Origin of the sequence: Streptococcus pseudopneumoniae (genome assembly GCF_001070815.1) — a bacterium.
Lineage (GTDB): Bacteria > Bacillota > Bacilli > Lactobacillales > Streptococcaceae > Streptococcus > Streptococcus pseudopneumoniae_P.
The window spans coordinates 41,020-58,863 of sequence record NZ_JVLX01000058.1; the positions used below are offsets into that span (position 1 = coordinate 41,020).

The window sequence follows — 17,844 nt, forward strand, 5'->3', positions numbered from 1 at the left end:
CCAATTTATTGGGGTTTTGCCCCTTATTTTAACAAATGTTTATTTTTCAGTTTCAAATATCGTTGTTTTGGAGCGATAAAGAAGCTAATGAGAAAGAAACTAGCAGCTGTGAGCACGATACTAGAACCTGCCGCAACGTTAAAGCTATAACCGATAAAGAGTCCCAAAACTGAAGCTATCGCTCCAAAGGTTGAGGAAAGGAAAATCATGCTTTTCAGGCTATTAGCATAAAGATAAGCAGTTGCAGCTGGGGTAATCAGCATGGCTACAATCAGGATAGTTCCGACACTTTGCATGGCTGTCACAGACACGAGAGTCAGGAGTACCATGAGAAGGTAGTGATAGAAATTGACAGGCATTCCCATGGCTTTAGCCAAGAGTTCATCAAAGGAAGTTATCAAGAGTTGCTTGAAGAAAATCCAGATTAACAAGAGAATGACTGCCCCAACACCCATAGTAATAAACATATCCGTATCTTGGACGGCTAGGATATTACCAAAAAGGATATGGAAAAGGTCAGTTGAACTTTTAGCGACACTAATCAAGATGATACCGAGGGCTAAGAAAGAAGAAAAGGTAATGCCGATGGCGGTATCGCTTTTGATAATCGAGTTCCCCTTGATGTAGGTAATGATGATAGCAGCTAGCAATCCAAAGACAATGGCTCCGATAAAGAAGTCAACGCCTAAGATGAAGGAGAGGGCTACACCTGGCAAGACAGCATGTGAAATGGCATCTCCCATGAGTGACATCCCGCGTAGGATGATGAAACATCCCACAGCTCCAGCTACGACCCCGATGACAATAGCCGTTATCAAGGCATTTTGTAAGAAATGGAATTTTTGTAATCCATCGATAAATTCTGCAATCATAGGTCACCTCCATTGAAAAATAGTCGATTACCGTAAGCTTCTTTGAGATTGGATTCGGTAAAGGTTTCTTTGGTTGGACCAAAGGCAATCACTTCTCGATTGACAAGCAAGACTTGATCGAAGTAGTGGGGAACCTTGCTGAGGTCGTGGTGGACGATGAGAACCGTCTTTCCAGCTTTTTTCAGATCTCTCAGCGTATTCATGATGATTTCTTCACTGACTGAGTCAATCCCAACAAAGGGTTCATCCAAGAGGATATAGTCGGCTTCCTGCACCAGACATCTGGCAATCAAGACCCGCTGGAATTGACCTCCAGACAGTTGACTGATTTGACGTTCAGCGTAGTCAGCTAGACCGACAATTTCAAGGGCCTCTTGCACTTTCTTCCAATGTTTAGCTTTTAAACTGTGAAAGAGAGGAATAGAGGGAAATAGTCCTAGCGAGACACATTCCTTGACCTTGATGGGAAAGTTGTAGTCGATATTGATTTTTTGTTCGACATAGGCGATTCGATGTAAGGATTTTTTAACTTCCTTGTCATCGAGAAATGCCTGACCTTGATGTGGGATAATTCCCAGCATCCCTTTTAATAATGTTGATTTCCCAGCACCGTTTGGACCAATGATACCGGTAATTGTTGGTCCTTGGAGCACTAGTGAAATATCCTTAAGTGCCAACGTTTCTTTGTAGGAGACACTGAGGTTTTCGATACGTATCATACAGTTGTATTCCTCCTGTCTCTTAATATACATTAAAAAAAAAATTAAGTCAAGTTAATTTTTGAAAAAATTAAAATAATAACTGAAAAATGATGGAAAAGGAAAGTTCATTTTTAATTGCATTCCCAAGCAATTTTTGTTAAGCTAGCAATAACTTAAAAAAATGAAAGCGAGAACAAGATGACACGTTATCAAGATGATTTTTATGATGCAATCAATGGAGAATGGCAGAAGACAGCTGAAATCCCAGCAGATAAGTCTCAAACAGGTGGTTTTGTTGATTTAGACCAGGAAATTGAAGACTTGATGCTTGCGACAACAGACAAGTGGTTGGCAGGTGAAGAGGTGCCTGAGGATGCTATCTTGGCAAACTTTGTCAAATACCACCGCCTAGTTCGTGATTTTGACAAGAGAGAAGCTGACGGTATCACACCTGTCTTATCACTCCTTAAAGAATTCCAAGAATTGGAGACTTTTGCAGATTTTACAGCTAAACTAGCAGAGTTTGAGCTTGCAGGAAAACCAAACTTCCTTCCTTTTGGTGTATCGCCAGACTTTATGGATGCCAGAATCAACGTTTTATGGGCTAGCGCTCCAAGCACGATTCTGCCAGATACGACCTACTATGCAGAAGATCATCCTCAGCGCGAAGAGCTCTTGACTCTTTGGAAAGAAAGCAGCGCAAATCTCCTCAAAGCTTATGATTTCTCTGATGCAGAAATTGAAGACTTGCTAGAGAAAAGACTAGAATTGGACCGTCGAGTTGCGGCAGTGGTGCTCTCTAATGAAGAAAGTTCAGAGTATGCTAAACTTTACCATCCATATGCTTACGAAGATTTCAAGAAATTTGCGCCTGCTCTACCTTTGGATGACTTCTTCCAAGCCGTTCTTGGACAAGTACCAGACAAGGTTATCGTAGACGAGGAACGTTTCTGGCAAGCAGCAGATCAATTCTATAGTGAAGAGGCCTGGCCTCTCCTCAAGGCAACCTTAATTTTAAGTGTTGTCAATCTCTCAACCAGCTATTTAACAGAAGAAATCCGTGTCTTGTCAGGTGCCTATAGCCGTGCGCTTTCAGGAGTTCCAGAAGCCAAAGACAAGGTCAAGGCAGCCTACCAGCTAGCACAAGGTCCTTTCAAACAAGCCTTGGGTCTCTGGTATGCCCATGAAAAATTCTCCCCAGAGGCTAAGGCAGACGTGGAGAAAAAAGTGGCAACTATGATTGATGTTTATAAGGAACGCTTGGCTAAAAATGACTGGCTGACTCCTGAAACTCGTGACAAGGCCATCGTCAAACTCAATGTTATCAAGCCTTATATCGGTTACCCTGAAGAATTGCCAGAACGCTATAAGGACAAGGTAGTGGATGAGACTGCTAGTCTTTTTGACAATGCTCTAGCCTTTGCGCGTGTGGAAATCAAACACAGTTGGAGCAAGTGGAATCAGCCTGTTGACTACAAGGAATGGGGCATGCCTGCTCATATGGTCAATGCCTACTACAATCCTCAGAAGAACCTGATTGTCTTCCCAGCAGCTATTTTACAGGCGCCTTTCTATGACTTACATCAGTCGTCTTCTGCTAACTACGGTGGTATTGGTGCAGTTATTGCCCACGAAATTTCCCATGCCTTTGATACCAACGGAGCATCCTTTGATGAAAATGGTAGCCTCAAGGATTGGTGGACAGAGAGTGACTATACTGCCTTCAAGGAGAAAACGCAAAAAGTTATTGACCAATTTGATGGACAAGATTCTTATGGAGCAACCATTAACGGTAAATTGACTGTGTCAGAAAACGTGGCTGACTTGGGAGGAATCGCTGCAGCGCTTGAAGCAGCTAAGAGAGAACCAGACTTCTCAGCAGAAGAGTTCTTCTACAACTTCGGTCGCATCTGGCGCATGAAAGGTCGCCCAGAATTTATGAAACTTTTGGCTAGCGTCGATGTGCACGCACCAGCCAAACTCCGTGTCAATGTGCAAGTACCAAACTTCGATGATTTCTTTACAACCTATGATGTCAAAGAAGGAGACGGTATGTGGCGTTCACCAGAAGACCGCGTGATTATTTGGTAATGTAAAAAATCTAGTCATCAGAAAAAGGCATCCAATCAGGTGTGAAAACCTTGACTGGATGCCTTTTACAATGGAAAGATTTGCTGGATAGTTTACTTAAATTGTGCTATTGATTGTCATCATTTTACTAGAAAAAAGGATTGAAAGTTTTTTCGTGAGCAATAGTAGTAGCTGGACCATGTCCTGGATAGACATCATAGTTTGGTAGGGTGAAGAGTTGGGTCTGGATACTATGAAGGAGTTGCTCCATGCTACCAGTCGGAAGATCCGTCCGTCCGATTGTTTCACGGAACAAAGCATCTCCTGTCAAGACTAGGTGAGCTTGCGGAAAGACGATAGAAACACCGCCGATAGAGTGCCCTGGTGTTGGCAAGACAGTGAAACGAAATTCCTCTAGTTGGTATTCTTCGTGAAAGATAAAAGTGTGTTCTGCAGGTTTTGCGACCACATCTGCCATATCATCGTGACGAGGGAGACCAGAGAGATTATCGACAGGAGTGTAGAGCCAGCTGGCTTCGTTCTCTGCGATATAGACAGGAGGATTGCCAAAAGTTTCGCGAACCAAGTCCAGGCTAATGATATGGTCATAATGGGCGTGGGTAAGGAGAATAGCGCAGATCGGTTTGTTGATCTTCTCGATGGTCTGACGAATAGCTTCCCAATGGCTGCCAGGATCGACAACGATGAGGTGTTTTTCACCTTCTAGGTAATAGGTATTTTCATAGGCAACAGGATTGACGGTTTTATGGATTTTCATATTGACTCCAATCTCAAAGAATGTACTAAGATAAGTATAGCACAGTTGGGGAGAATAGGTAAGGATTTAGAATGAATTTAAAAACCAGCATGACTAGATGAAGACAGGCTGGTTAACAATTTATCAATATTGGAGAGGTGTCAATTGCCCTTCATAGGTTGCATAAACTCCGTCATTAGCTTGTTTGATAGACGTGATGTTTAGAGTGCCACCGTAGTTGGCTTCTCTTTTGTCGCTATACTCACTATAAGTTATCCTATTGGGCAGGTTCTGGTCGTTAGCATAATATTGAACGACTGTTTTTTTATAGCTTTGCTGGCTGAATAGGAACAGGCAACTAACTCCTAACACTAGGAGAGCAAAGATAGAAATACCAGTTTTTTTCATAGGTGTTCTCCTTATAAACTAAAGGATAAAAGAAAGTATCTTGAGGATTTTTAATTCCAAAATCCAGTCAAGGTACCAGTGTATGTGACACGAGTTCCATCGTTTATCTTTTGTATCTTCAATGGAATTGGGGAAGTCAGAAAGTCTTTCGGTTACAATATGGTTTCCGTTCTTCTATCTCTCCTTCTATCACCTAAGTTTAAAATCTAACTTCGTAATATATTATAGAATAATAATTCAGAATTATCAAGCAATTCTGAATTATTTTTTTCTTATTCTGTTCCAATCTAGTTTTCATATTCTTAAAAAAGTGATAAAATGGTAGGAAGAATTGGAGAGTAGAGATGCCAAAAGAAGTGAATTTAACAGGCGATGAAGTTGTCGCTTTAACACAGAAATATTTATCGGAAGAAGATGTGGCTTTTGTCCATAAGGCCTTGGTTTACGCCGTTGAATGCCATAGTGGTCAATATCGTAAATCAGGTGAACCTTATATCATTCACCCTATCCAAGTAGCAGGTATTTTAGCTAAGCTCAAGTTGGATGCTGTGACAGTAGCTTGTGGTTTCTTGCATGATGTGGTGGAAGATACTGATGCGACCTTGGACGATTTGGAAAGAGAGTTTGGTCCTGATGTGCGGGTGATTGTTGACGGGGTTACCAAGCTTGGTAAGGTCGAGTACAAATCGATCGAGGAGCAGTTGGCTGAAAATCATCGCAAGATGCTTATGGCCATGTCTGAGGACATCCGCGTTATCTTGGTCAAACTGTCTGACCGCTTGCACAATATGCGGACCCTGAAACACCTTCGAAAAGACAAGCAGGAGCGTATTTCCAAAGAAACAATGGAAATTTATGCCCCGCTTGCCCATCGTTTGGGGATTTCCAGTGTCAAATGGGAATTGGAAGACCTATCTTTCCGTTATCTCAATCCAACGGAGTTTTACAAGATTACCCATATGATGAAGGAAAAACGCAGAGAGCGTGAAGCCTTGGTGGATGAGGTGGTCACAAAATTAGAGGAATATACGACAGATCGTCATCTAAATGGAAAGATTTACGGTCGTCCCAAGCATATTTACTCGATTTTCCGCAAAATGCAGGATAAGAGAAAACGTTTTGAGGAAATCTATGACTTGATTGCCATTCGCTGTATTTTGGATACCCAAAGTGATGTTTATGCCATGCTTGGTTATGTGCATGAACTTTGGAAACCAATGCCAGGTCGTTTCAAAGATTATATCGCTAACCGTAAGGCTAATGGTTACCAGTCTATCCATACGACTGTCTATGGTCCAAAAGGGCCGATTGAATTCCAGATTCGGACCAAGGAAATGCACGAGGTGGCTGAGTACGGGGTTGCGGCTCACTGGGCTTATAAGAAAGGCATCAAGGGGCAGGTTAACAGCAAGGAATCAGCCATTGGGATGAACTGGATCAAGGAGATGATGGAACTCCAAGACCAGGCTGATGATGCTAAGGAATTTGTAGATTCAGTTAAGGAAAACTATCTGGCTGAGGAGATTTATGTCTTTACTCCAGATGGAGCTGTTCGTTCCCTTCCAAAAGATTCAGGACCGATTGACTTTGCCTATGAAATCCATACAAAAGTCGGGGAAAAAGCAACTGGTGCCAAGGTCAATGGTCGTATGGTTCCACTGACAACCAAGCTCAAGACAGGGGATCAGGTTGAAATTGTCACCAACCCCAACTCCTTTGGGCCGAGCCGTGACTGGCTCAATATGGTTAAGACCAGCAAGGCGCGCAACAAGATTCGTCAGTTCTTTAAAAACCAAGACAAGGAATTATCTGTCAACAAGGGCCGTGAGATGCTGATGGATCAGTTCCAAGAAAATGGCTATGTGGCCAATAAATTCATGGACAAGCGTCATATGGACCAAGTTCTACAAAAGACCAGCTACAAGACAGAAGAATCCCTCTTTGCGGCCATTGGTTTTGGAGAAATCGGTGCTATTACCGTCTTTAACCGTCTGACTGAAAAGGAACGCCGTGAAGAAGAACGTGCCAAGGCCAAGGCTGAGGCAGAAGAACTTGTCAAAGGTGGCGAGGTCAAGGTTGAGAACAAAGAAACCCTTAAGGTTAAGCATGAGGGTGGAGTGGTCATTGAAGGTGCCTCAGGTCTCCTAGTGCGGATTGCTAAGTGTTGTAATCCTGTTCCTGGTGACGATATTGTTGGCTACATCACAAAGGGGCGTGGTGTGGCTATTCACCGTGTGGACTGTATGAACCTGCGCGCCCAAGAAAACTATGAGCAACGTCTCCTTGATGTGGAGTGGGAAGACCAGTATTCAAACTCAAATAAGGAGTATATGGCTCATATCGATATCTACGGCCTCAACCGTACAGGGTTGTTGAACGATGTACTGCAAGTTCTTTCAAACACAACTAAGAATATCTCAACAGTCAACGCCCAACCAACCAAGGATATGAAATTTGCTAATATCCATGTATCCTTCGGTATTGCCAACCTCTCGACACTGACTTCGGTTGTGGACAAGATTAAGAGTGTGCCAGAAGTATACTCTGTCAAACGGACTAACGGTTAATTGCCCTAGCCCTTACTAGAAAGGCTATTATGAAAATCATTATCCAACGGGTTAAAAAAGCCCAAGTGAGTATCGAAGGTCAGGTTCAGGGAAAAATCAATCAGGGACTCTTATTGCTGGTTGGTGTTGGACCAGAGGACCAAGAGGAAGATTTGGACTATGCTGTGAGAAAACTGGTCAATATGCGGATTTTTTCAGACGCAGAAGGCAAGATGAACCTGTCTGTCAAAGATATTGAAGGAGAAATCCTCTCTATTTCTCAGTTTACCCTCTTTGCGGATACCAAGAAAGGCAATCGTCCAGCCTTTACAGGGGCAGCTAAGCCTGATATGGCATCAGACTTCTATGATGCTTTCAACCAAAAATTAGCGCAAGAAGTTCCCGTTCAGACAGGCATTTTTGGAGCGGATATGCAGGTTGAGCTGGTCAATGACGGACCAGTCACCATTATACTTGATACTAAAAATAGATAAGAAAGACCAAGCCCAGCCGGCTTGGTTTTTCTTATCTATCATAAAATACTCCAAAATGAAATCTGTTTCTGATAGGCCTTAGGAAAATCTCTTTTCAGGCTTTGGCTTATGCGATAGGAAGGGATGAGGTGTCCTAGGATTAGGAGAGTTCCCAGAAGGAGAAGTGGCATACCACTTAAACATATCAAGGAGAGAATCATCAGGATATCCCATAGGAGGATTTGTAAGGTAAAACGCCAGAATCTCGGTCTAATCTGGGAATAAAGGTGACTAAAGTGGTCACAAAGTTGGTTGGAAAGATAGGTCAATAGCACAGGATGAAAGAAAATAATACTCTTCGAAAATCTCTTCAAACCACGTCAGCGTCGCCTTACCTTACTCAAGTACAGCTTGCGGCTAGCTTCCTAGTTTGCTCTTTGATTTTCATTGAGTATAAGCCAACCACTATAAATCAAAATCCAATTCCAAGTAAGTCCCTCTTTAAATGTCAAAAATGCCAGCATAATTCCATCGATGATAAGGAGTTGAATGGTTTTGATGGAGATAATTTTTTTCATGATAAAACCTTCTTTTCCTTAGAGACACTCCCACAAAGAGATGTGTTTGTCGTAAAAGTCTTGATAGTTTTCTCTTAGGTAGTCAGCTGTCATATAATATAAAGTAGAATGGCAAGCAGTGATGATTGGCATAAGAGATGAAAAACGATGAGAACTAACGAAGGTTAAAAGGACAAAAAATAGAAAATCAATGGAGAGCACTCCTAAATAGTAGAAGTGAATCTTTTTATGGATTTGAGGATAAATCTCAGCGAATTGATGTTTGAGTCGGACAACCAAGCGAAATAGCAGGAGTCCTTGAGCAAGGAGGAAAATGAAGCCAGAGAGCAAGAGCCACTCCAAAGATGTCTCGGGTTTTTTGCTAAAAAATGCGAATAGTAGCAAATCGATAACTGCAATTGTTGTAAAATGGAGTCTAAAGAGTTTTTCATGACAAGACCTCCCTCCTTTATCTAGCTTCATTCTACTCCAAAAGAATGGGAGTTACAAGTAAAATGATAAAAATAGCAGAAGGGAGATTCTCTTAAGTTGGCTAGTATTCTTTATTTGAGTTTTCTTCTATTATCTAACTTCTTCATCATTCCAGACAAATAAAGCTCCAATTGCATTGAGGATATAAAAGATGTATTTTCCGATATTGGCAAAATTTCCTTGAATACCAGCTTTTGTCAGCTGAACGAAATTGTAAATCAACCAAAAGCCCCACTGAGTTGTTAGTTTCAATGCGTTAAAAGCATTGGCAATGAGGGACAGTGCAAAGGCAATAGTTGTTACGTAGGCAAGGAGATTCATCTTGCCCCCATATCCGATATAGTTGGTCACAAAGGCAAAGAGGAAGGCGATGATGGAAATGATGATGGCTACCAATTTTACCTGTTTTTGGCTCATTTGGTTGGGTCTGCCTTCTTGCGAAGCTTCCCATTTCTTAATAGCAAAGGTATAAATGAGGAAGGTGACAGGATAGGTGATAATGGCCGCCTTATTTCCAAGGATATAATCAATGGTACCAGATAAGATCGTATTGACAATACCAAAGTAATTTCCCCATTTGCTTAATTTTCCAGTGAAACGAGTGGACAACATGGAAATCCCAACATTGGTTACGGAAATCAAACCAAAGGGAACAAGGGCAGTCCAGGGGCCCCAATCTACAAATTTATCGAGGCGTGAGTTGAGGTAACCAGATGCAATCGCAATCCCAACGACCAAAGCAACCCCGAAGAGGTCAAACCATTTGGATGTCGCAAAAATTTTTAGTGATTTTTTCATATATTAAGATATCTTTCTTTTTTGACAAATATTATATAACTAAATGAAAGTAAAATCAAATGATAGAAATAAAACCCTGAAAATAAAATTTTCAGGGGTGGTTGGGGTACTTAAGAAATTAGTCGATTTTTTCGACATAGAGCTGTTTGGCAATGTCCATACCTACTTGTAAATCCTCTTCTTTACTGAGGATAGTGAAGGTATTGCTGAAGCCATCAAACTGCTGGACTTGGAGACAGTCACCGATGTGAAGTGAGTGCTTATCCAAATAATGGAGAATGTCAAAACTATCGTGCACCCGAGTCAGGCGGTAGGCGCCAGCTTCCTTGATGTCAGCTAGTGGCAGGTTATTGATTTCAACCAGGAGTTCTCCCTTGGCAGGAATAGTTCCTCCGTGAGGGCAGGTCTTGGGGAATCCAAGCAATTTTTCTAGTCTCTCCACGAATAGCTCAGAGACAGTATGTTCCAATACCTCAGCTTCCTCGTGAATTTGGTCACTCGTATAGTCTAAATGATGGACTAGAAAAACTTCAATCAAACGGTGCTTACGATAGAGCTCAGAGACCAGTTTGAGCCCGAGGTCAGTCAGTAGATAGCCACATTCCTTGTCCTTAAGGATGAGATTTTCGCTCTTCATCCGTTTAATCATTTCAGTTACGGCAGGGGGAGAGACTTGCATGCGAGCCGCAATTTCCTTGTTGGTGATTTTATGCAAATCTATGCCAATTTCATAAATACATTTTAGATAGTCTTCTTTATTCGGGGTCATTCGCTTCCTCTTGTCTAATATCTATATCTAGTATATCAAAAAAAGCTAGATTTCTCTAGCTGTGACTTTTTATGTTATACTTATTGCAAGAGAAAAAACGAGGAGATGGATATGACGAAAATAGCTCTTCTTTCAGATATTCATGGTAATACCACTGCTTTAGAGGCAGTTTTAGCAGATGCGCGGCAGCTAGGAGTGGATGAATACTGGCTTTTGGGAGACATTCTCATGCCAGGGACAGGGCGTAGAAGGATTTTGGACTTGTTGGCTCAACTACCGATTACGGCTAGAGTTTTGGGAAACTGGGAAGACAGTCTTTGGCATGGTGTCCGCAAGGAATTGGATAGTACTCGTCCCAGTCAACGCTATCTCTTGCGCCAGTGCCAGTATGTTTTAGAGGAAATTTCCCTAGAAGAAATTGAACTGCTCCACAATCAACCACTCCAGATTCATCGTCAGTTTGGTGATTTGACGGTAGGAATTAGCCATCATCTGCCTGATAAGAACTGGGGGCGAGAGTTGATTCATACTGGATCACAAGAGGACTTTGACCGCTTGGTGACCAATCCCCCTTGTGATATTGCTGTTTATGGTCATATTCACCAGCAGTTGCTTCGTTACGGGACTGGTGGGCAATTGATTGTCAATCCGGGTTCAATTGGCCAGCCTTTCTTTCTAGATACCCAGTTGCGGAAGGACTTGCGAGCCCAGTATATGATTTTAGAGTTTGATGACAAGGGCTTGGTAGATATGGACTTCCGACGAGTGGATTACGATGTGGCAGCTGAATTGCAACTGGCTAAAGACCTCAAACTTCCTTATTTTGAGGTTTACTATGAAAGTCTGGTCAATGGTATTCACCATACTCATCATCAGGAATTTCTGAGAGAATTGGCCCAGAAAGAGGGCTATGATAGGGAATTAGATGCTTGGTTGAAAAGTGGTAACGATTGACATTACAACTAAAAAGGGTATAATAATAGAAAAAGAAGAGTAGAGGCAGGGTAGCCTCGTAAAAAGGAGAAGAGGATGCAAATTCCAAGTAGATTTACCATTGCGACTCATATGCTGATAATCATTGCCCTCAAGGGGAAGGAAAGCAAGGTGACCAGTGATTTTCTGGCTGCTAGTGTTGGGGTCAATCCAGTCATTATTAGAAAAACCTTGTCCCAGTTGAAGAAGGCAGAGTTGATTTCAGTAGCGCGTGGAACAGGCGGAACAGAGATTGTTAAGGATCTAAAGGACATTAGTCTTTTAGATGTTTATCAGGCGGTTGAGTGTCTTGGTAAGACAGGTCAACTCTTTAGTTTTCATGACAATCCAAATCCAAATTGCCCAGTTGGAGCTCATATTCATGATGTTTTGGATCAAAAATTGGAGAGAATCCAGCTGGCTATGGAGGCTGAACTTGGTCAGACCAGTCTAGAGCAAGTCGTGGCAGATGCAGAGAGTCAAATGAAGGAATAAGAGAGAGATGCCCTCTTTTTCTCTTTAGCTAATTATGATAAAATGTAGTCATTAAAGGAGGAAGAAATGTATCTCGTTATAGGAATTGTATTAGCCTTTATACTGTCATTTTGGATAGATAATAGAAGTTTGTGGAATCCAGTATTATTTTTATTATCTCTCATTTCAAGTTATATTTATCTATCCTACCTTTTTTATAAAAACGGGTATGAGAATGTCCAGTTAGCTTTTTATGTATTTGCCTTTGTCTTACTTCCTTTTTTGATTTTTCTAAGTGGCATCTTTTTAATCTATAATGGCGTTATCCTGCTGAAGCGAGAGGGACGTTCAAAGGCTAATTATCTCTCAATGCTCTTTGGAATAGTCATTTTGGTATTTTTTGCCTTGATGTTATTTCGCTTTGTAGATAGAGGCGATTTATTTTCTAATAACCATCTGTTCAAAATTCTATTTGTATTCATTGCCTATTCTTACTTTATTTTTGGTTTTGCCTTTGCAGGTTTTATGTTGTACTCTATCTTGTATCTCTTTATTCCTAAGAAAAAGCATTATGATTTTATTATCATTCACGGTGCAGGTTTACTAGGTGGGGAAAAGGCAACACCTTTGCTAAAGAGGAGAATCGATAAGGCGGTAGAAGCTTACCACAATTCTAAGAATTCTAACATAAAAATTATTGCCAGTGGTGGTCAAGGAGCAGATGAAAAGATTTCTGAAGCGCAGGCTATTTATAACTATATTTTAGAAGAGACAGATGTAAACAAGGAATCTGTTCTTCTTGAAGATAAGTCCAGAACAACCTATGAAAATTTATTGTTTTCAAAAGAAATTGGAAAACAATTGGTTGAAAATCCGTGTTTCCTCTTTGTTACAAATGACTATCATGTCTTTAGAACTAGTACCTATGCTCGTAAGCTAAATATGAAGGGAGATGGACTCGGATGTAGGACAGCCGGCTACTACATACCATCTGCTTTTATTCGGGAGTACGTGGCTCTATGTGTCAAAATGAAATGGCTCTTCCTTGCCTTTTATGTTCCGATATTAGCTATCATTTTACTAGCCTATAAAGGGGTTATTTGGTAGTTAGATTTTATTAAAAAAGACTTAGAATGTACATGAAAATATGTATTCTAGGTCTTTTTTTGTATTCATTTGATTTTTGAAAGGTATTATCTATTTTTCCAGGCTTGGTAACGGGTATCAATCAATAACTGGGTAAGGCGTCCCATAGTTTCCCTTTCTTCTGGAGTGAGGGATTGCGCTTGGACAAAGAGATGATGAATGTGTTCAATAACCTTGAAGGAAGACAAGTCATTGATGGAGCTAATGCCAGCATCAAGAATGGTGCCAAAGAAGAGGTCGAAGTAAAGCTGAAGTTCCTCATCAGGGACTGTGGACACCCATTCTTTGAAGGTCGTGTCGACTTGTTGGCTATCGCTATTGGTCTTATCCAGTTGGACAAAGTGTTTGTTCTCAATTTGCCAGCTAAAAGTATCATGCTGGGCGATACCACCTAAGGCAGTACTTTGAACGATGACTTGGCGGTCAGGAATTTCTAGCATCATACCGATAATAGAACCTTGTGGGATAAAGACCTTGGTTCTATCCATTATTCTTTGATAGCCCTCGCTTTGTGTCAGTTCTTTGTGGAGACCAGGCGCATCAAAGGTATAAACTGCTGTGATCTGATTTTGCAAGCTTTGCTCAATTTGACTAGCAGCATAGATGGCTAGATTTCCTCCCTTGGAATGCCCAGCCAGAATGACCTTTTGCTTAGGATGATGGGCAAAAAAGTTCTTTAAATAGGAGAGGGCGTGCTTTTGAGCAGGAATTTCCTTCATATAAGTCAGGTGGAAATCTTCCTTCCAGCCAATGATACTGTCATCAGTCCCACGAAAGACAATCAGATAGGTGTCGAGAGTGAGGCGGTAGGTCATAGCCGCAAATTGCTTTTGCAGTTCAGTGTCGATGTCGTTGATAAAATGGGAGAGTTTGCAATTCTTGAAGCGTTTGTGTTGAGCCAATTCATCTAACAACTGGAGCCGATTTTTATTGGTCAACATGTTCGATTCTCTTGGAACCTGAGATGCTAGGTCTAAAAGTCGCTGAGGAGTTGTGGAGACCAGATTATCAAAGGAGAGGTAGGTGGTTTCTGTTAAGGATAGAATGTCTAATTCATTCAAAGGTAGGTCGTAAAAGGAATCATGTGCGACATCTTTCAGATAGTCAAAAATATTGGCCATAAGAGCTCCTTTCTTTTTAATTATCTTATCACAATTCCATAGAATTTACTAGTTAGTTTGTATGGTCTCTACATACCAATCTATAATGATATGATTCAGATACATAGAAGACAGTTTGCTTTTATTTCAAACCTCTAAACATACTTGTTTGCATCTGTTTGTCGTCAATCCCATTCTCTTTTAAGAAATTTTTCATCTCATTTATATCATCAGGTTGGCCGGTCAAGAGATAAATAGCTTGGTTGCCGTATTTCTCAACAGCATTTTTTAGAAATGCTTGGCTTTGAGAAAAGGTTTCGCTAGTTTTATAAGTTAGATTCGGATTGTTCTGATTAAGCTCTCTTAACTCATTATCAAAAATGCTTACTCCTTTGTCTAAATGATTAAGAATGATGGAGCGCTTACCAGCCCACTCTTTCACAACTGAACGTAGAGTAGAAATGCCGACATCAGAGGCAAAACAAACAAGTGCTTGGTCATTGTCTTCAACAGATAAAGATGACTCCAGCCAACTCATCTCAATTTCATTACCAGCTGGTAAATGTGTTAAGGTTTCCTTGAACAGGCTACCACTATTATGGGTTACAATAAGAATTTCATCCTCATCAGGAGTGGAAGCAAGGGTTAGCCATCGACTAGTCTGTTCCTCCTTTACTGGACTTTTGTCTGGATCAAACGAGCTGTCAGGAAGCTTAAACTGAGCATAGGAGCCAGCTTTCCATATTTGATTTTTTGGTTTTGTGATGTGAACTAAATACAAATCTCCGCTGGGATTTTCAATGGATTTTATCGATAAAGTTTGACTTCGTCCAAGATAGGTAATGATTCCCCAAGATATAAAGCCAAGCAATCCAAGTGTAGTTAGAATAATTATGAACATTTTTTTCCCTCGTTTCATTTTTAACTCCTATAGTGTAGTAATTTTCTATGAATGAATAATATTTCTATTCATTCAAGTGTTTTCAAAAAATAAAGAAAAGATTTCTTTATTTCAGGATTCCTTTAATGAAGTTGGTTGCTAGTATTTCTACAGTTTTGCTAATATCTGGAAAATCATTTTCTGTGATATGCATATCCATGTAGTAAAATAGGTTGTAAACTTGTAAAATATTTTGAATTTTTTCTGGAGAATAACCTTCAGTCTGCAAACGATGAGTAAAGGTTTTCACGAGAAATTGATGAAATGGATTCGTGACTTTCCCTTCTTCTGAGGAATAGTAGCTATGCAACTCATCTGCTATGGCAGGATTGTACCATTCTGCAAGGATTTTATTGGAAGAAACGAGTGCTCTGGATTGAGCAAAGAGTTGACTAATAAGATCAATCATATCAATTTCCCAATCCAGTTCTTCAATCATAGTTTGGCGAACACGATTGTTTTCATCAATATAGATATCTAAAAAAATAGCTTCTTTACTTTCGTAATAGTTATAAAAAGATCCGACTGCCATATGAGCTTGTCTAGCAATTTCTGAAATTCCTGTCGCCTTGTATCCTTTTTTTGAAAAAACTTCATAAGCTGCGGATTTCAAAGCCTGTTTTTTGTCCAAATTGATTCACCTCTTTTCTGAATGAATATTAAATCTTGTTCATTCATATCTTAACAAATCTTTTTCAGATTGTCAATCTGAAAGCTAGAACTTTTTACGGATACCACTCGATAAGGAGCTTTTCAATGTTAGAAGAGTATAGAGTGTCGTTTTAACTACACTCAAGGTTTGGAAGAATAGATATAAATTTTGGTTAAGTGGATGGATAAAAGAACTGAAATGAAGGTTGAAAAAATTAAAAATAAAAGGGTAGGGCTGGCACAATGTATGAAAATAAGGTATGATATCAATGGGGTTATTCGCTATTTGTTTTTGAGCTGTTGTGACAAGGAAATGTCAAAAAAGTATTAGATACTAAGCCCTCTATTTATAATAAAGGATTTAAGACTCCTAGAATTAGCAAAGGAGAAGCGCATGCACAAGATTTTATTAGTAGAAGATGATCAGGTCATTCGTCAACAGGTCGGGAAAATGCTCTCTGAATGGGGATTTGAAGTGGTTCTGGTAGAAGACTTTATGGAAGTGTTGAGTCTATTTGTCCAGTCGGAGCCTCATCTGGTTCTCATGGATATTGGTTTGCCCTTGTTTAATGGCTATCACTGGTGTCAGGAAATCCGCAAGATTTCCAAGGTGCCTATCATGTTTCTATCTTCGAGAGACCAGGCTATGGATATCGTTATGGCAATCAATATGGGAGCAGATGACTTTGTGACCAAGCCTTTTGACCAGCAGGTTCTTTTAGCCAAGGTTCAGGGCTTGTTGCGTCGTTCCTATGAGTTTGGGCGTGACGAGAGTTTACTGGAATATGCCGGTGTTATCCTCAATACCAAATCAATGGATGTACATTATCAAGGGCAAGTCTTGAACTTGACCAAGAACGAATTCCAGATTTTACGCGTGTTGTTTGAGCATGCAGGTAATATCGTAGCGCGTGACGACCTGATGCGAGAACTTTGGAACAGTGACTTTTTCATTGATGATAATACTCTCTCTGTCAATGTGGCTCGTTTGCGTAAAAAGTTGGAAGAGCAGGGCTTGATTGGATTTATCGAGACCAAGAAAGGAATAGGGTACGGATTAAAGCATGCTTGATTGGAAACAATTTTTTCTAGCCTATCTGCGCTCCCGTAGTCGTCTGTTTGTCTATCTGCTTGCTTTAGCATTTCTAGTTTTGCTTTTTCAGTTTTTATTTGCCAGTTTGGGAATTTACTTTCTCTACTTTTTCCTCTTGTGTTGCTTTGTAACCATTTTATTTTTCGCTTGGGACATATTGGTAGAAATGCAGGTATATCGTCAGGAAATTCTCTATGGGGAGAGGGAAGCTCAGTCTCCTTTGGAAAGAGTTTTAGCAGAAAAATTAGAAGCGCGTGAGATGGAACTTTATCAGCAGAGATCAGATTCAGAAAGAAAACTGACGGATTTACTGGATTACTATACCTTGTGGGTCCATCAGATTAAGACCCCCATTGCAGCCAGTCAACTCTTAGTTGCAGAAGTAGCCGACCGCCAACTGAAGCAGCAATTAGAACAGGAAATTTTCAAGATTGATTCCTATACCAATCTAGTTTTACAGTACCTGCGTTTAGAAAGTTTCCATGATGATTTGGTCTTGAAGCAGGTGCAAATTGAGGACTTGGTCAAGGAAATAATTCGTAAATATGCTCTTTTCTTTATTCAAAAAGGCCTAAATGTCAACCTATATGACCTTGATAAAGAAATTGTGACGGATAAGAAGTGGTTACTAGTGGTCATTGAACAAATTATCTCAAATAGTCTCAAGTACACCAAGGAAGGTGGTCTGGAGATTTATATGGAAGGCCAGGAACTCTGTATCAAGGATACGGGAATCGGGATAAAAAACAGTGATGTCCTCCGAGTCTTTGAACGTGGCTTCTCAGGATATAATGGACGCCTAACTCAGCAGTCATCTGGACTTGGCCTCTATCTATCTAAGAAAATTTCTGAAGAACTGGGGCACCAGATTCGTATCGAGTCTGAGGTTGGAAAAGGAACGATAGTGCGGATTCAGTTTGCTCAAGTAAACTTAGTCCTTGAGTGAGAAGAGACAATGAGTTTTTACCCAATCTCTTTTTGCTATATTTCAGGATATTTGAAGACTGTTTTTTACAAAACCAATA

19 protein-coding genes and 1 pseudogene are annotated in these 17,844 nt (G+C 40.5%); 8 read left to right on the forward strand and 12 right to left on the reverse strand.

What is annotated here, in order from left to right; genetic code table 11:
- Nucleotides 1–23: 23 nt before the first annotated feature.
- Both ADG81_RS06995 and ADG81_RS07000 read right to left on the reverse strand, forming a co-directional pair.
- Nucleotides 24–872: a metal ABC transporter permease gene (locus ADG81_RS06995; RefSeq protein ID WP_049551311.1), complete on the reverse strand. Its 849-nt coding sequence runs from the start codon at nucleotides 870–872 to the stop codon at nucleotides 24–26.
- A complete protein-coding gene (locus tag ADG81_RS07000) occupies nucleotides 869–1,591 on the reverse strand; it encodes a metal ABC transporter ATP-binding protein (protein ID WP_049551312.1) in 723 nt (240 codons plus the stop codon). The genes ADG81_RS06995 and ADG81_RS07000 overlap by 4 nt, the downstream gene beginning before the upstream one ends.
- A 180-nt stretch (nucleotides 1,592–1,771) precedes the next feature.
- On the opposite strand from ADG81_RS07000, the gene pepO reads away from it, so the two are divergent.
- Nucleotides 1,772–3,664: an endopeptidase PepO gene (gene pepO, locus ADG81_RS07005; protein ID WP_049551313.1), complete on the forward strand. Its 1,893-nt coding sequence runs from the start codon at nucleotides 1,772–1,774 to the stop codon at nucleotides 3,662–3,664.
- 127 nt (nucleotides 3,665–3,791) lie between these two features.
- On the opposite strand, the gene ADG81_RS07010 is transcribed toward pepO, so the two are convergent.
- Both ADG81_RS07010 and ADG81_RS07015 read right to left on the reverse strand, forming a co-directional pair.
- On the reverse strand, nucleotides 3,792–4,421 hold the full coding sequence (locus ADG81_RS07010; RefSeq protein ID WP_049551314.1) for an MBL fold metallo-hydrolase: 630 nt from the start codon (nucleotides 4,419–4,421) through the stop codon (nucleotides 3,792–3,794).
- Nucleotides 4,422–4,544: 123 nt separating this feature from the next.
- On the reverse strand, nucleotides 4,545–4,808 hold the full coding sequence (locus ADG81_RS07015) for a hypothetical protein (RefSeq protein ID WP_049551315.1): 264 nt from the start codon (nucleotides 4,806–4,808) through the stop codon (nucleotides 4,545–4,547).
- Between the two features lie 344 nt (nucleotides 4,809–5,152).
- Here ADG81_RS07015 and ADG81_RS07025 point away from each other — a divergent pair, with 344 nt between their 5' ends.
- Both ADG81_RS07025 and dtd read left to right on the forward strand, forming a co-directional pair.
- Complete coding sequence (locus ADG81_RS07025; RefSeq protein ID WP_049551317.1) at nucleotides 5,153–7,375, forward strand: RelA/SpoT family protein; 2,223 nt, start codon at nucleotides 5,153–5,155, stop codon at nucleotides 7,373–7,375.
- 29 nt (nucleotides 7,376–7,404) lie between these two features.
- On the forward strand, nucleotides 7,405–7,848 hold the full coding sequence (gene dtd / locus ADG81_RS07030) for a D-aminoacyl-tRNA deacylase (RefSeq protein WP_000691419.1): 444 nt from the start codon (nucleotides 7,405–7,407) through the stop codon (nucleotides 7,846–7,848).
- A 38-nt stretch (nucleotides 7,849–7,886) separates the two neighbouring features.
- Here dtd and ADG81_RS10150 read toward each other — a convergent pair.
- From ADG81_RS10150 to ADG81_RS07050, 5 genes and pseudogenes are all read right to left on the reverse strand, one after another.
- Nucleotides 7,887–8,177: pseudogene (locus ADG81_RS10150) on the reverse strand (hypothetical protein); the annotation flags it as partial.
- A 75-nt stretch (nucleotides 8,178–8,252) separates the two neighbouring features.
- On the reverse strand, nucleotides 8,253–8,405 hold the full coding sequence (locus tag ADG81_RS09935; RefSeq protein ID WP_162837196.1) for a hypothetical protein: 153 nt from the start codon (nucleotides 8,403–8,405) through the stop codon (nucleotides 8,253–8,255).
- An 18-nt stretch (nucleotides 8,406–8,423) separates the two neighbouring features.
- Complete coding sequence (locus tag ADG81_RS07035; protein ID WP_049551318.1) at nucleotides 8,424–8,867, reverse strand: hypothetical protein; 444 nt, start codon at nucleotides 8,865–8,867, stop codon at nucleotides 8,424–8,426.
- Nucleotides 8,868–8,966: 99 nt separating this feature from the next.
- Nucleotides 8,967–9,674, reverse strand: coding sequence for a nicotinamide mononucleotide transporter (locus tag ADG81_RS07040; RefSeq protein ID WP_193389396.1), 708 nt, complete (start codon nucleotides 9,672–9,674; stop codon nucleotides 8,967–8,969).
- A 118-nt stretch (nucleotides 9,675–9,792) separates the two neighbouring features.
- Nucleotides 9,793–10,443 carry a metal-dependent transcriptional regulator gene (locus ADG81_RS07050; protein ID WP_020900446.1) on the reverse strand — a complete coding sequence of 217 codons (651 nt, stop codon included), beginning with the start codon at nucleotides 10,441–10,443 and terminating at the stop codon, nucleotides 9,793–9,795.
- A 111-nt stretch (nucleotides 10,444–10,554) separates the two neighbouring features.
- Here ADG81_RS07050 and ADG81_RS07055 point away from each other — a divergent pair, with 111 nt between their 5' ends.
- The 3 genes from ADG81_RS07055 (at nucleotide 10,555) to ADG81_RS07065 (ending at nucleotide 12,996) form a co-directional block, all read left to right on the forward strand.
- Complete coding sequence (locus tag ADG81_RS07055) at nucleotides 10,555–11,397, forward strand: metallophosphoesterase family protein (protein ID WP_049551319.1); 843 nt, start codon at nucleotides 10,555–10,557, stop codon at nucleotides 11,395–11,397.
- A gap of 75 nt (nucleotides 11,398–11,472) precedes the next feature.
- Nucleotides 11,473–11,910 (forward strand): Rrf2 family transcriptional regulator, encoded by a 438-nt coding sequence (locus ADG81_RS07060; protein ID WP_001166796.1) that lies wholly within the window; start codon nucleotides 11,473–11,475, stop codon nucleotides 11,908–11,910.
- A gap of 66 nt (nucleotides 11,911–11,976) precedes the next feature.
- Nucleotides 11,977–12,996 carry a YdcF family protein gene (locus ADG81_RS07065; RefSeq protein WP_049551320.1) on the forward strand — a complete coding sequence of 340 codons (1,020 nt, stop codon included), beginning with the start codon at nucleotides 11,977–11,979 and terminating at the stop codon, nucleotides 12,994–12,996.
- 86 nt (nucleotides 12,997–13,082) lie between these two features.
- Here the strand turns inward: ADG81_RS07065 and ADG81_RS07070 are convergent, their stop codons facing one another.
- The 3 genes from ADG81_RS07070 to ADG81_RS07080 form a co-directional block, all read right to left on the reverse strand.
- The gene (locus tag ADG81_RS07070) at nucleotides 13,083–14,156 is read right to left on the reverse strand and encodes a DUF2974 domain-containing protein (RefSeq protein WP_001273805.1); all 1,074 of its coding nucleotides are present in this window, start codon (nucleotides 14,154–14,156) and stop codon (nucleotides 13,083–13,085) included.
- Between the two features lie 121 nt (nucleotides 14,157–14,277).
- On the reverse strand, nucleotides 14,278–15,054 hold the full coding sequence (locus ADG81_RS07075) for a ferredoxin reductase (protein WP_049551321.1): 777 nt from the start codon (nucleotides 15,052–15,054) through the stop codon (nucleotides 14,278–14,280).
- An 88-nt stretch (nucleotides 15,055–15,142) separates the two neighbouring features.
- Nucleotides 15,143–15,712: a TetR/AcrR family transcriptional regulator gene (locus tag ADG81_RS07080; protein WP_049551322.1), complete on the reverse strand. Its 570-nt coding sequence runs from the start codon at nucleotides 15,710–15,712 to the stop codon at nucleotides 15,143–15,145.
- 408 nt (nucleotides 15,713–16,120) lie between these two features.
- Here ADG81_RS07080 and ADG81_RS07085 point away from each other — a divergent pair, with 408 nt between their 5' ends.
- Nucleotides 16,121–16,798, forward strand: coding sequence for a response regulator transcription factor (locus ADG81_RS07085; RefSeq protein WP_049551323.1), 678 nt, complete (start codon nucleotides 16,121–16,123; stop codon nucleotides 16,796–16,798).
- On the forward strand, nucleotides 16,791–17,765 hold the full coding sequence (locus ADG81_RS07090; protein WP_049551324.1) for a sensor histidine kinase: 975 nt from the start codon (nucleotides 16,791–16,793) through the stop codon (nucleotides 17,763–17,765). The genes ADG81_RS07085 and ADG81_RS07090 overlap by 8 nt, the downstream gene beginning before the upstream one ends.
- Nucleotides 17,766–17,844 lie beyond the last annotated feature (79 nt).

Excerpts from the sequence above, each read along its gene's own strand:
- ADG81_RS06995 (WP_049551311.1), bottom strand. The coding sequence starts at position 872 with ATGATTGCAGAATTTATCGATGGATTACAAAAATTCCATTTCTTACAA.
- ADG81_RS07000 (WP_049551312.1), bottom strand. The coding sequence starts at position 1,591 with ATGATACGTATCGAAAACCTCAGTGTCTCCTACAAAGAAACGTTGGCA.
- pepO (WP_049551313.1), top strand. The coding sequence starts at position 1,772 with ATGACACGTTATCAAGATGATTTTTATGATGCAATCAATGGAGAATGG.
- ADG81_RS07010 (WP_049551314.1), bottom strand. The coding sequence starts at position 4,421 with ATGAAAATCCATAAAACCGTCAATCCTGTTGCCTATGAAAATACCTAT.
- ADG81_RS07015 (WP_049551315.1), bottom strand. The coding sequence starts at position 4,808 with ATGAAAAAAACTGGTATTTCTATCTTTGCTCTCCTAGTGTTAGGAGTT.
- ADG81_RS07025 (WP_049551317.1), top strand. The coding sequence starts at position 5,153 with ATGCCAAAAGAAGTGAATTTAACAGGCGATGAAGTTGTCGCTTTAACA.
- dtd (WP_000691419.1), top strand. The coding sequence starts at position 7,405 with ATGAAAATCATTATCCAACGGGTTAAAAAAGCCCAAGTGAGTATCGAA.
- ADG81_RS09935 (WP_162837196.1), bottom strand. The coding sequence starts at position 8,405 with ATGAAAAAAATTATCTCCATCAAAACCATTCAACTCCTTATCATCGAT.
- ADG81_RS07035 (WP_049551318.1), bottom strand. The coding sequence starts at position 8,867 with ATGAAGCTAGATAAAGGAGGGAGGTCTTGTCATGAAAAACTCTTTAGA.
- ADG81_RS07040 (WP_193389396.1), bottom strand. The coding sequence starts at position 9,674 with ATGAAAAAATCACTAAAAATTTTTGCGACATCCAAATGGTTTGACCTC.
- ADG81_RS07050 (WP_020900446.1), bottom strand. The coding sequence starts at position 10,443 with ATGACCCCGAATAAAGAAGACTATCTAAAATGTATTTATGAAATTGGC.
- ADG81_RS07055 (WP_049551319.1), top strand. The coding sequence starts at position 10,555 with ATGACGAAAATAGCTCTTCTTTCAGATATTCATGGTAATACCACTGCT.
- ADG81_RS07060 (WP_001166796.1), top strand. The coding sequence starts at position 11,473 with ATGCAAATTCCAAGTAGATTTACCATTGCGACTCATATGCTGATAATC.
- ADG81_RS07065 (WP_049551320.1), top strand. The coding sequence starts at position 11,977 with ATGTATCTCGTTATAGGAATTGTATTAGCCTTTATACTGTCATTTTGG.
- ADG81_RS07070 (WP_001273805.1), bottom strand. The coding sequence starts at position 14,156 with ATGGCCAATATTTTTGACTATCTGAAAGATGTCGCACATGATTCCTTT.
- ADG81_RS07075 (WP_049551321.1), bottom strand. The coding sequence starts at position 15,054 with ATGAAACGAGGGAAAAAAATGTTCATAATTATTCTAACTACACTTGGA.
- ADG81_RS07085 (WP_049551323.1), top strand. The coding sequence starts at position 16,121 with ATGCACAAGATTTTATTAGTAGAAGATGATCAGGTCATTCGTCAACAG.
- ADG81_RS07090 (WP_049551324.1), top strand. The coding sequence starts at position 16,791 with ATGCTTGATTGGAAACAATTTTTTCTAGCCTATCTGCGCTCCCGTAGT.